Below are 12,272 nucleotides of genomic sequence, written 5' to 3'. Positions count from 1 at the left end.
CACCCGGAGACCGCGATGAACGTTTTCCTGCCGCTCGTAGTCGACCAAGCGCTCGCGGCCGCCGTGCGCGCTCCGTCCCCGCAGAACACCCAGCCGTGGCGGTTCGTCGTCGACGGCGCCCGGATCGAGGTGTGGCTGGACCGGGACCGCGTCCTGCCGGTCGCCGACCCGGCCGGGCAAGAGGCTCGGCTGTCCTGCGGTGCGGCGGTGTGCAATCTGGTGCTCGCCTTGCGGGTCAACGGCGTGCGCAGCCGGGTGCGGATCGTTCCGGACGCGGCTGACCGCGATCTGCTGGCGGTGGTCTCGATCGAGGGGAACACCCGTCCGTCCACTCTGGACCGCCGGCTCGCCGAGGCGGTCTTCCGGCGGCACACGAACCGGCGTCCGATGTCCGACCGGGCGGTGCCGGCGTCCGCGCGGGCGATGCTGCGTTCGGCCGCGCTGGGCGAGGGCGGCCAGCTGGAGTTCCTGGACGGTTCGGGCCGCTACTCCCAGGTGTCCGCGCTCGTCCGGCGGGCGGAAACCGAGCAGGCCACCGACGCGAACTTCCAAACGGAGACAGCGAAGTGGACAGGTCGCGCGGCGGAATGTCCGGACGGCGTCCCCACTGCCGCGTTCGGTCCGCCCGCGGACGTCCCCGGCGTGGTGTCGCTCCGCGCGTCGCACGAGAACCGCTCTATCCCGCCGCGGCCGTTCGAGCAGGATCCGGTGCTGGCCGCGGTGCTGACCCGAGACCAGGGCGCGGCGGCCGACGTCCGCGCCGGGATGATCATGGAACGCGTCCTGCTGACCGCGACCGCGGATGGCCTGGCGACGTCGTTCCTGTCGCAGCCCTTCGAGGCCCGGTCCACGCGGGCGCAGCTGCTCGCGGTCTTCCGCGGCATTGGGCACGTGCACACGCTGCTGCGCATCGGGTACGGGCTGCCGACCCGGACGACCGCGCGGCGGCCCGTCGCCGAGGTGACGACCGTGCGCAGCTCGCCGGAGGTCCCGGCGTTGTGATCCTTCCAGCGCGCGGGATTCTTCTTTGGACGGCGCGCTCGCGGGGCGATCCGGGGGAGGGGCCGCAGGAAAGGCACGAGAGATGGAATCGTCGGCTGACCACGTCAGGCGGTGGTGGCACTTGCTCGTTCCGGGACCCGGTTCAGTGGCGCGGGCTTCGGATCGATTCCAAGCAGGTTTTCTCGCCGCGGCGGTTGCTGGCCGCGGTCCCGTGCGCGGCCGCCGCTGGGTCTTCGCTGGCTTGGCATTGACCGCAGAACTGGAGAAACACCCCCCATCCCTGAGCGTGGCGTTTTAGCGGGCGACCGCCCAAGCGAGCACCAGTCCGCCCGAGTTCGTGGCCACGTGCACGAGCGCCGGGGCGAGCAGACCGCGGCCGAGGTAGCGCCACCAGCAGAGAAACACGCCCACTCCGGCCGCAGCGAGCATCGCCAGCAGCGAGACGACCGCGAGCGGCAGGCCGCCGACGGTCTGGCGCACCGCTTCGTTCTGGGTGAGGGCGAGCGACGGGAGCAGATGCCACAGCCCGAACAGCGCGGACGCGCCGAGCACGGGCCGCCAGCGCCAGCGTTCGCCCGCGCCGAGCAAGGCCGGGAGCACGCCGCGGAAGGCGACTTCTTCGACGAGCACGGTGCCGAACGGGATCCGCACCAGAGCCAGCCACACAAGCTGGCCGAATCCGTGCGAGCCCACCCGCCCGTCGTGGAACAGCACCCGCAGCGGCGGGATCGCGACGGCGAGACCGAACCCCAGCGCCACGCCGGCGAAGCCGCCCAGCCCGAACCGCAGCGCCCGCCGCACCTGCTGACGGCTGAGCCCGATCTCCGCCCAGCGGACCCCGGTGACGCGCGCGAGAAGAAGGAGCACGGCCGCGGTGACCGTGCCGCAGACCGGATAGGCCCAGCCGGGCAGTACTCGATTGGCCAGCACGGTGGCCGTCGCGAGCAGCGAGACGGCGGCGCCGACGGCGAGGGCTCGGTGCCCGGCAGCGGTGGCTTCCGGCTGTTTCGGGGCGATCGCGGAGAAAGACATCGTGAGCCAGTGTGCCTGGGGAATGGGGCAACGGCGACGAGAACCGTACGTGGATCTTTCGCGGGCGGTCACTACAGCTCCCCGCTGACCACCGAGTCCGAGAATCAAGCGCTGGCAGACCGTCCAAGCAAGACGACGGGTTCCGTCCTGGTTCCCGCGTACCCGCCCGGTTTGCCCCGGGCCGGTCTTTGCGGCATCTTTACGCGTGGTGTGCCGGGAAGTCTGGTCGGCCTGCCCGTGTCCAGCCGGGCGACGGGCGGTCCGGTCGACCCCGAGGAGCCCCATGGCGTCAGGCGCGCGGAAAGAATTCCTGAGTCCCGGCGGCACCGTCCGCCCCGCCGTAGCCTGGGGGCATGCGCGCAGCGGACCTGGCCGAGGAGTTCCCGGTCGTCGACCTCGACTCGGACGCGCTGGCGGCCGCGCGCCTGCTGGCCGAGCACCGGCTGCCGGGGCTGGTGGTGACGGAGGCGTCCGGGTGCCCGCATACGGTGCTGCCCGCCTCCGACGTCGTGCAGTTCCTGGTTCCGCCGTACGTGCGCGACGATCCGTCGCTGGCCGGGGTGCTCAGCGAGTCGATGGCGGACCGGGTAGCGGACAAGCTGGGCGGGCGGACGGTGCGCCAGCTGCTGCCCGACGAACCGCGCGAGCTGCCGAGGGCGGACGGGGACGACACGATCCTGGAGGTCGCCGCGATGATGGCCCGGCTGCGCTGCCCGCTGGTGGCGGTCATGCGGGACCGGACGTTGCTCGGCGTGATTTCCGCGTCGCGGCTGCTGGAGCACGCGCTGACGCCTCGCTGACCGCTCGTTCACGGTCGACCCGCAGCGGGTCGCCGACGTCATGGCGCTCAACGAACGCGAGGCGATCCGGCAGCCGAAGCTGCTGATCAAATCCGGTGCCGTGCTGCTGCTGGTGTTCGCCGGGTTCGTGCTGCATTCGGTGGTGCACCTGGACCCGTCGGTCGTCGCCTTGCTGGGCGCGGGCCTGCTCGTGCTGCTCTCGGGCACGCCGCCCAAGCAGTATCTGGACGGGGTCGAATGGGAAACCCTGCTGTTCTTCGCGGGGCTGTTCATCATGATCGGGGCGCTGGTCAAGACCGGCGTGATCGACTGGCTCGCGAAGCTCGCCGCCGGCGCCACCGGCGGGAACGCGCTGCTGGCGGTCTTCCTGATCCTCGGGGTGTCCGCGCTGCTGTCCGGCGTGATCGACAATATCCCTTACGTGGCAACGATGAGCCCGCTCGTGCTCGCGCTCACCCACGACATCCCCGACCCCGCGCATTCCGACGCCCTGTGGTGGTCGCTGGCGCTCGGCGCGGACTTCGGCGGCAACATGACTGCGGTCGGGGCCAGCGCGAACGTCGTGGTGCTGGGCCTCGCCGCCCGCGCGGGCGCGCCGATTTCGTTCTGGGAATTCACCAAGAAGGGCGCGGTCGTCACGCTGATCACCGTGCTGGTCGCCGCGCCGTACCTGTGGCTGCGCTACTTCGTGTTCTGACGTAACGCGGTTTCCGGGCAAAACGGACGGAAATCCTTGCTGCGCCGAGGAGATCGCCGGGTGTGAGCGATCCCGCAACCATGTCCGTGCGCAATTGTTGCATACTGCACTGATGTTGTCGGGTGAGAGTGCGGGGCAACGCGGGCTGGTCGTGTCGGCGCGGCCGCCGGTGGGCCAGTGGGTGCGGGAGAGCCGGACCGGGCTGGTGGGGCTGGCGGTGCTGATCGGCGCGGGCGCGGGGCTGGGCGCGGTGGTGTTCCGGTGGCTGATCACCACGTTCACGCACGTGTTTTCCGGGCACGAGGACTATTCGGCGGCCGGGCGGGCGGCGCATTCGTGGTTTCCGGAGCTGGGGCCGTGGTTCCTGTTGCTGGCCCCGGTGCTGGCGGGTTTGGTGTACGGGCCGCTGGTGTACCGGTTCGCGCCGGAGGCGCGCGGGCACGGGGTGCCGGAGGTGATGTACGCCGTCGCCGAGCGGGGCGGGCGGATTCCGGTGCGGGTGAGCGTGGTGAAGGCGCTGGCGTCGGCGTTGACGATCGGCTCCGGCGGTTCGGTCGGCCGGGAGGGGCCGATCGTGCAGATCGGGTCCGCGCTGGGATCGGCGCTGGGCCGGGCGGCGCGGTTGCCGGAGTCGCGGCTGCGGGTGCTGGTGGCGTGCGGTGCGGCGGGCGGGATCGCGGCGACCTTCAACGCGCCGCTGGCCGGTCCGTTCTTCGCGATGGAGCTGATCCTGCGCGATTTCGCCGCCGAGTCGTTCGGGGCGGTGGTGCTCGCGAGCGTGACGGCGAGCGTCGTCGGGCGGGCGGTGCTGGGGAACGCGCCGTTCCTGGATCTGCCGCCGTTCACGTCGCGGAATCCGGTGGAGTATCTGCTGTTCGTGGCGCTGGGGCTGGTCGTCGGCGCGTGCGGGGTGCTGTTCACCCGGGTGCTGTACTGGATCGAGGACCTGTGCGACCGGCTGTGGCGGGGCCCGGAGTGGCTGCGCCCGGCCGTCGGCGGGATCTTCCTCGGCGGGCTGCTGCTGGCGCTGCCGCAGATGTACGGGGTGGGCTACCCGGTGCTGCGGAACGCGGTCGAGGGCAAGTACGTCTTCGGGTTCCTGGTGGTGCTCATGCTGGGGAAGATCGTCGCGACCAGCCTGACGATCGGGATCGGCGGGTCGGGCGGGGTGTTCGCGCCGTCGCTGTTCATCGGCGCGATGGCGGGCACGGCGTTCGGGATCGGGGTGCACGCGTGGCTGCCGTCGGTCACCGCGTCGCCGGGGGTGTACGGGCTGATCGGGATGGGCGCGGCGTTCGCGGGCGCGGCGCGGGCCCCGATCACGGCGGTGATCGTGCTGTTCGAGCTGACCGGGCAGTACACGGTGATCCTCCCGATGCTGACCGCGATCGTGATCGCCACCGCCGTGAGCCGGACGCTGAGCCGGGACACGATCTACACGCTCAAGCTCCGCCGCCGAGGCATCGATCTGGACAAACATCCCTCCGCGCGGCGGCTGGCCGACACCAAGGTTTCCGCGGTCACCGAACCTCTGCCGGAGCCGTTGCGCGAGAACCTGCCGCTGGAGCTGGCCGCACACGCGCTGGCGCTGTCGGGCCACGGAATCCTGCCGGTGATCGACGAGGACGGCCGGTACCAGGGCTGCGCCACCGCCCGCGCGGTCGCCGAGGCGGTGGCCGAGGACCATGAGGGCCGGGTCGGGGACCTCGCGGAGCTGCCCCCGCTCGTGACGAGCGACTCCACGCTCGCCGACGCGCTCGACGCGCTGGCTCAGGCCCCGGGCACCGGTCTTCCGGTGCTGACCGGAACCGATGAGCTGACCGGGTGGATCACGCACCAGTCGGTGCTGTCCGCGCTGGAACCCGCCGCGCACGGCAGTTGAGTGCGACGGGCCGGAAGAGCGAGCCGCTGACCTCGACGGGCACGCATCGGCCATAGGAGGCCATAGGAACTGAGCGCCTGGCTCGTGATCGGCCGAAAGTGGCCGGTTCGTGGCCTGGCATGGCCGGGCACCGGACGGCGATCCTTGGCCGCATGCCCATACTGGCGCTCCGCGTTGAACATGGACCCCTCCGGTGAGATCCCTGCCGCGCGTCCTTGCCCGGCTGGCCGCCGCCGTCGTGGCAGCTCTCGCCGTGCTGGCCCCTCCCGCCGCGCACGCCGACGAGTCGGTCCCGCCTGTCTTTTCCGACGGATTCGGCCTGACCCAGGTCGGCTCGGCGACCGGAACCGGCACTGCTTTCGTCCTCACCGTGACCACCGGACAGGTCGCGGGCCAGCACCACCTCAAGATCATTCTCCCGGCCGGCTACGGCTCCCACCCGGCCCAGCGTTATCCGGTGCTGTACTTCCTGCACGGATCCCCGGACGACCCGGCCGCCCAGAACTATCCGGCGCTGGCCTCGTCCGCCTCGATGATCATCGTCGTCCCGGACGGCGGCCACCGCGGCTGGTACGCCAACTGGCGCGACCAGAACACCGTCCTCGGCGCGCAGAACTGGGAGAACTTCCACCTCGACCAGGTGATTCCGTTCGTCGACGCCAACCTGCGCACCATCGCCGCCAAAAACGGCCGCGCGGTCGCGGGGGTGTCGATGGGCGGATTCGGCGCCTTGCACTACGCCGAGGACCGCCCGGACCTGTTCGGCCAGGTCGCTTCGCTCTCCGGGGACATCGACATGTCAGTGGACTCGATGGACCTGCGAATGGTCGCTGTCGCCACGGTGACCAACGCTGTCGGCGCGATCTGCGCTTCCGCGTCCGGTACCGACAATTGTACCCAGGATTCCTACGCGCCTGGCGTGGACAGCGACGCTCTGTTCGGCTCGCCCTACCCGGTATTCGACGCCGATCGGCTGTGGAACGCCGTCGACCCGTCGACTCACGTGGACAGACTGGCCGGCGTCGGAGTCTCGATCTACGTCGGCAACAACGACGCGCTGGAATTCTGGCTGGAGGGAGCGGCGAAGCACGTCAAGGACCACCTCGACGCGCTGCGTCTGCCCTACTACTACGTCGATTACGGCAACGGAGCGAATTGGGGCACTGGCTGCAACGGCGGCCACAACAGCCACTGCTGGGAACAGGACCTCGTCGATTACCTCCCGCGCCTGGAAAAGACGTTCGCCGCTTGAGCTTCCGGAAATCTCTGGCACCGAAAACAATCCGCTGAGATCGCCTTAACCGCGAGGAAGGACGGTTCGATGGCGAGCAGGAGGAGAACCAGACCCGGACGGTTGTTCGTTTTCCCGGCCGCGGTATTGCTGGCCGCGACGACGGCGGCGTTCCCGGCGATGGCGACGGACCACAAGCCGACGATCCGGTACACCGAGTACGGCATCCCGCACATCATCGCGTCGAACTGGGAAGGAATCGGCGAAGGATACGGATACGCCGCGGCGAAGGACAACATCTGCACTTTGGCCGACACCTACCTGACGGTCAACGGCCGGAGATCCCGGTTCCTGGGTCCCGACGGCAAAGCGAGTCCGGGGGAGCACCAGGACACCACCACCAATCTCAACAGCGATCTGTACTTCCAGCGCATCAACGACAATCACGTCGTCGAGCGCTTGGTCGCCAAGCCGGCCCCGGACGGGCCGGAGCCGAGCGTGAAGGAAGCCATTCGCGGCTACGTCCAGGGGTACAACCGGTACCTGGCCGAGACCGGGGCAAGCAACATCTCCGACCCGGCCTGCCGGGGTGCGGCCTGGGTCCGTCCCATCACGGAATCGGACGTTTACCGGCATGCGCACGCCGAGATCATCATGGGCAGCGCCGAGCCGCTGCTGGACGGCGAGGTGAACGCCGCGCCCCTGGGGGTCGCGGCGTCGCCGCGAGCACTCCCCGCGGAGGAAACCGCCCGGCGGATCGCCGACGCGATGGCCGCCAACCGTCGGCAGGGGATAGGCAGCAACGCGCTGGCAGTCGGTTCGCAAGGCGTGGCCGGGGGCACCGGCATGCTGCTGGCCAACCCGCATTTCCCGTGGCAGGGCAAGAACCGCATGTGGCAAAGCCAGCTGACGATCCCCGGTCAGGTCGACGTCTCCGGTGCCAGCCTGCTCGGGTTCCCCGCGGTGAACATCGGGCACAACAACGACGTCGCGTGGAGCCACACGGTCGCGACAGTCGCCCCGTTCGGGCTTTTCGACGTGCAGGTGGATCCGCTGCACCCGACCGTTTACCTGGTCGACGGCAAATGGGAGAACATGACCTCGCAGCAGGTCAGCGTCGAGGTGCTGAACAAGGACGGTTCCGTCGGCACGGTCGCCAGGACGCTGTGGTCGACCCGGTACGGCCCGATCACCACTTCGCTCCAGGGCGTTCCGCTGCCCTGGACGGTCAGCGCGCACGCGGTCCGCGACGTGAACATGGACAACCTCCGGGCGTTGAACACCTGGTTCCACCTCGATCAGGCCAAGGACGTGCACGACGTGGTCGACACCCTGGAGCGGACACAGGGAGTTCCGTTCTTCAACACCGTCGCCGCCGATCGCGGAGGCAACGCGCTGTACGCGGACATCCAGGCCGCGCCGAACATCACCGACGAGCACGCGCAGTCGTGTCTCACCCTGACCGGCCAGTTGCTGTTCAACCAGGTGAAGCTGCCTAACGTGCCGCCGATCTCCATCTTCGACGGCAAGCGCGGCGAATGCGACTGGCCCAACGACCCGAACGCGGCCGCCCCCGGCGTGCTGGACCCGCACCGGCAGCCGCGGCTGATCCGGCCCGACTTCGTCGGCAACGCCAACGACAGCCCGTGGCTGGCCAATCCGGCCCAGCCCTTGGCCTATCCCCGGGTCATGGGCGATTCGACGACGCCGCGATCGCTGCGCACCCAGCAGCTGATCTTGACCGCGCAGAACCGGATCAACGGCGCCGACGGCTTGCCCGGCCGGGGATTCACCCCGGAGACCATGCGGCAGCTGCTGTTCGCCGACCACAGCCGGGCCGCCGATCTGGCTCTCGATTCCGTGGTGTCGATGTGCCGCGACCTTCCCTTCGGGCTCATCCTGGTCGACGGCGTCCTGGTGAACGTGAGCGAGGCGTGCCCGATCCTCGCCGGCTGGAAGGACCACAGCTACACCGTCGACAGCCGGGGATCGTGGCTGTTCGAGAACTTCTGGTTCTCCCTGTCCGGGGGCAACCTGTTCGCAAGCGTTCCGTGGCGGGTCCCCTTCGATCCCCAGGATCCGGTGCACACCCCCAATTCGCTCGACACCGGCAACTCCGCGGTGCACGACGCGTTCGGCCGCGCGGTCCTCGCGCTGCGCAACGCCGGCATCCCGCTCGGCGCCCCGCTGTCGGACATCCAGAAGGTCACTCGCAACGGCGAGCAGATCCCGGTGCACGGCTCGCTCTCCGAACTGGGCGTGCTGAACGTGATCAGTCCGGGCCAGAACGGCGACGGCAAACCGGATGTCGTCTTCGGGTCCAGCTTCGTCCAGGAGGTGCGGTTCGCCGCTGAGGGACCGCCGCAGGCCTCCTCGGTGCTGACCTACTCCCAGTCGGCCGATCCGACCTCGCCGCACTACGCCGACCAGACAAAACTGTTCTCGGCGGGGCAATGGGTGCCCGAGCGGTTCACCGAAGACCAGATCGCGGCCTCGCCCGCGCTGAAAGTCGTGGTCCTGAACTGAGAACCGATGATCGGTTCCGGAGGATCCGAACAGCCACTGAAAAGCCATCGAACGGAGAGGGTCGAATGAGGAAGAAGAACATCGCGATGCTGCTGACGGGGTTACTCGCGATCACGGGGCTTTCGCTCGTGACCGGACCGTCCGCGCATGCCGACACGGCGCCGTGCGACGGGACGTACTCGATAGCCGTCGGCGGATGGCGGAGCCATTGGTGGGACGACCGTTTCTTCAACGTCACGCAGCACGTCGGGTATCCGACCGACATCCCCAACGGCGCCAGCACCCAGGCCGGGGTCAACGAGTTGAACCGATTGGTCCGCGAACAACGCGCGGCGTGCCCGGGCCAGCACGTCAAAATGATGGGTTACTCCATGGGCGCCGCGGTGGTGCACGTCTGGGTCACCACGAACTGGATGTCGTTCGACAACGTCAACGCCATTCTCGTCGCCGATCCCAAACGGCAGGGACCTCCGGGAGCCGACGGCGGAACGGGCGTGTTCGGCCCCGCGGTCGGAGCGCCGCTCGCCGGGGTCGACCGGTTCTTCGGCAATGTGCCGGTCAAATCGATCTGCACGGTGGACTACGTCTGCGACACCTCCGCCAACCCGCTGGGGTACCCGGCCGATCACATCAACCACTACGACGTCGATTTCGACGGCAACCACCACAACGACGACGCCAATGAGCAGTGGTACAACGGCGTTTGGATGCCCTGGTAAGCAAGCAGAACGGTGCCCCCGGCCCTGCGCCGGGGGCACCGGCGCGGAAATTCTGGCGCGCCTCGCGCGGGGCCGCGTTTGTGTCCGCAGTGGGTCAGCGCGGGTCGGCGTCGTTGTCGAGGGCAGCCAGTTGCCGTTGGACATAGTCGGCGCGATCTGTGCGGTGCTGGGTCCGGTAAAGCGCCAGGGCTTGCCGCCAGACCGCACGGGCCTGCTCGCGGCTCCCGAGGGCGAGATACGGGTGCCCGAGCCCGTCGAGAGCTTCGGCTTCGAAGAAGGCGTGGCCCTCATCGCGGCAGAGGGCGAGTGCTTGCCGGTAGTAGTCGAGGGCCAGTGCGTGGTCGCCGCGCTGGTGGGCGATGTAGCCGAGGCTGTCGAGGGTGTTGGATTCGGAGATCGGGTGGCGATGACGGCGAAGCAGGGCGAGCGCGGCCTCGCAGTGGGCGCGGGCCTCGTCGAGTTCGCCGAGCAGAGCCGCGCTCCAGCCCATCATGTTGAGCACGTCTCCCTGCCAGGCGGGCATGTCCAGCGTGTCGAAGAAAACGAGGGCGGCGCGCTCGTGCCGAAGTGCCCGGCGATGGTCTCCCTGTTGATCGCAGGCCGCCGCGAGGAAGCGGAAAGCGTGGCCCTGGCTGAGTGGATCGCCGGACTCCTCGGCCAGGGCGACGGCGCGGTGCAAGTGGTCCGAAGCGTCGTCGTGCCGGTCGAGCAGGGCGCAGGTCCACCCGAGGAACCGCCGGGAGAGGCTCTCGGCGACCGGGTCGGCGAGCCGGTGGGCGGAGGCCGCCGCGGCCGACCAGACCGCGAGCGAATCGTAGTTGTGCCCTCTGCGGTGGACGGACGGGGTGAGCGCCCAGGCCATCTGCCACACCTCGCGGTGCCAGCCGTGTTCGGCCGCGAGGCGTTGGGCGGCAAGCAGATTGGCGTGTTCGGCGTCGAACCATCGAATGGTCGCCACCCGATCGGCGGGCGGGCGCGGGCAGCAGCCGGGCGCCGGGGGAGCGAGCCGGACTGGCTGGCGGTGCGGGTCGAGCAGGTGGCCGCTTCCGGCCGCGGTGTGCAGGTAATGCTCGACCAGGCGTCGCAGCGCGGCGTCCCTCGTGTGCTCGGGCAGATCGCGGCGGGCGGTGGCCTCGGCGTGGAGCTTGACCAGGTCGTGCATCCGATACCGGCCAGGCAGATGGTGCTGGACGAGGGAGACCTGCTCCAGCGCCCGAAGCACCTCGCCGGTCTCGTCCTCGGGCAGGCCGGCGAGCCCGGCCGCGGCGGGCACGCCGATGTCCGGACCGGGTGCCAGACCCAGCAGTGCGAACACCGTCGCCTGCTCAGCGGTAAGTGCGCCGTGCGTCCAGGAGAGCGAGGCGCGGACGCTGGCCGCGGTGTCGTCGGCGTCGAGCGTGTCCAACCTGTCCGAGGTATCGCGCAGTTCAGCTGCCAGCGCTTCGAGCGGGAAGGAGGGTCGGACGGCAGCACGGGCGGAAACCACGGCCAGCGCCAGCGGCAGTCCGGCGCAGCAGGACAGAAGTTCGGCGGCGGCCTCCGGCTCGGCAGCGAGCCGATCGTGTCCGAGGCGGCTCGCCAGCAGGTGCCGGGCGTCGGCCGGGCTGAGCACGTCCAAGGGCACTGGCGTCGCGCCGTGGGCGGCGACGAGACCGGTCAGCCGGTCGCGGCTGGTGACGAGCACCGCGCAGGACGAGCCGCCGGGCAGCAGCGGCGCGACCTGCTCGGTATCGCGGGCGTTGTCCAGCACGATCACCATCCGTTTGCCGGCGGTCAGGCTGCGGTACAAGGCCGTCTGGGACGCCAGGTCAGGAGGGAGGGAGGCCGGTTCGATGTCGAAAGAACCCAGGAGCACCCGGACGGCCTCCCGCGCCGTCATCGGATTGTCTTGGGGCGTAAAGCCGCGCAGGTCCACGAACAGCTGCCCGTCGGGGAACTGTTCCGCGTTGGCGTAAGCCCAGCGCAGCGCCAGCCAGGTCTTGCCCACTCCGCCCCCGCCGATCGCGGAGACCACTGCCAGCCCGCTCGACCCGAGCGCTCCGAAAGCCTTGTCCACGGCCGCCAATTCGGCGCCCCGGCCGACGAACATTCCGGTTTGGGCGGGCAATTGCCGCGGTGCCGAGCTGACCGCGACCTGGGGGTCTTCCGCGGTCCCGGTCAGGGCCGCGGCCAGCAGTTCGTGCCGTTGAGCGGGGCTCGGGCACAGGGCGCCGGCCAGCAGCCGCGCCGTGGCCATGCGGGGTTCGCCGCCCTGTCCGAGCTCGAACCTCCTGATGGAGCGGACGGACACCCCGGAGCGCTCCGCGAGCCGCTCCTGGGTCAGCCGCGCAGCTTGCCGCAGTTGCCGCAGCAGCACGCCGAACCGGCCTGCCAACTCGTCTCC

At 70.0% G+C, this 12,272-nt stretch carries 8 protein-coding genes and 1 pseudogene; 7 read left to right on the top strand and 2 right to left on the bottom strand.

Annotated features, from left to right (window positions below; translation table 11 throughout):
* Positions 1 to 15 precede the first annotated feature (15 nt).
* Positions 16 to 1,002: an Acg family FMN-binding oxidoreductase gene (locus ACZ7SW_RS07705; RefSeq protein ID WP_470229597.1), complete on the top strand. Its 987-nt coding sequence runs from the start codon at positions 16 to 18 to the stop codon at positions 1,000 to 1,002.
* 294 nt (positions 1,003 to 1,296) lie between these two features.
* Here the strand turns inward: ACZ7SW_RS07705 and ACZ7SW_RS07700 are convergent, their stop codons facing one another.
* Positions 1,297 to 2,034, bottom strand: a complete 738-nt coding sequence (locus ACZ7SW_RS07700) for a CPBP family intramembrane glutamic endopeptidase (protein WP_470229596.1) — start codon at positions 2,032 to 2,034, stop codon at positions 1,297 to 1,299.
* A gap of 353 nt (positions 2,035 to 2,387) precedes the next feature.
* Here ACZ7SW_RS07700 and ACZ7SW_RS07695 point away from each other — a divergent pair, with 353 nt between their 5' ends.
* From ACZ7SW_RS07695 to ACZ7SW_RS07670, 6 genes and pseudogenes are all read left to right on the top strand, one after another.
* On the top strand, positions 2,388 to 2,834 hold the full coding sequence (locus tag ACZ7SW_RS07695; protein WP_470229595.1) for a CBS domain-containing protein: 447 nt from the start codon (positions 2,388 to 2,390) through the stop codon (positions 2,832 to 2,834).
* Positions 2,835 to 2,838: 4 nt separating this feature from the next.
* Positions 2,839 to 3,531: pseudogene (locus ACZ7SW_RS07690) on the top strand (SLC13 family permease); the annotation flags it as partial.
* A 112-nt stretch (positions 3,532 to 3,643) separates the two neighbouring features.
* A complete protein-coding gene (locus ACZ7SW_RS07685) occupies positions 3,644 to 5,413 on the top strand; it encodes a chloride channel protein (RefSeq protein WP_470229594.1) in 1,770 nt (589 codons plus the stop codon).
* 193 nt (positions 5,414 to 5,606) lie between these two features.
* On the top strand, positions 5,607 to 6,665 hold the full coding sequence (locus ACZ7SW_RS07680; RefSeq protein WP_470229593.1) for an alpha/beta hydrolase: 1,059 nt from the start codon (positions 5,607 to 5,609) through the stop codon (positions 6,663 to 6,665).
* Positions 6,666 to 6,734: 69 nt separating this feature from the next.
* A complete protein-coding gene (locus tag ACZ7SW_RS07675; protein ID WP_470229592.1) occupies positions 6,735 to 9,170 on the top strand; it encodes a penicillin acylase family protein in 2,436 nt (811 codons plus the stop codon).
* Between the two features lie 65 nt (positions 9,171 to 9,235).
* A complete protein-coding gene (locus ACZ7SW_RS07670) occupies positions 9,236 to 9,889 on the top strand; it encodes a cutinase family protein (protein ID WP_470229591.1) in 654 nt (217 codons plus the stop codon).
* A 94-nt stretch (positions 9,890 to 9,983) separates the two neighbouring features.
* On the opposite strand, the gene ACZ7SW_RS07665 is transcribed toward ACZ7SW_RS07670, so the two are convergent.
* Entirely contained in the window at positions 9,984 to 12,263 is a 2,280-nt protein-coding gene (locus ACZ7SW_RS07665; RefSeq protein WP_470229590.1) for an ATP-binding protein, read from the bottom strand.
* Positions 12,264 to 12,272: the final 9 nt, after the last annotated feature.

The sequence above is a fragment of the Amycolatopsis sp. NPDC114484 genome (assembly GCF_055633755.1).
Note: the sequence above shows the minus strand (reverse complement) of the source record. Positions and strands in the feature narration are given on the sequence as shown.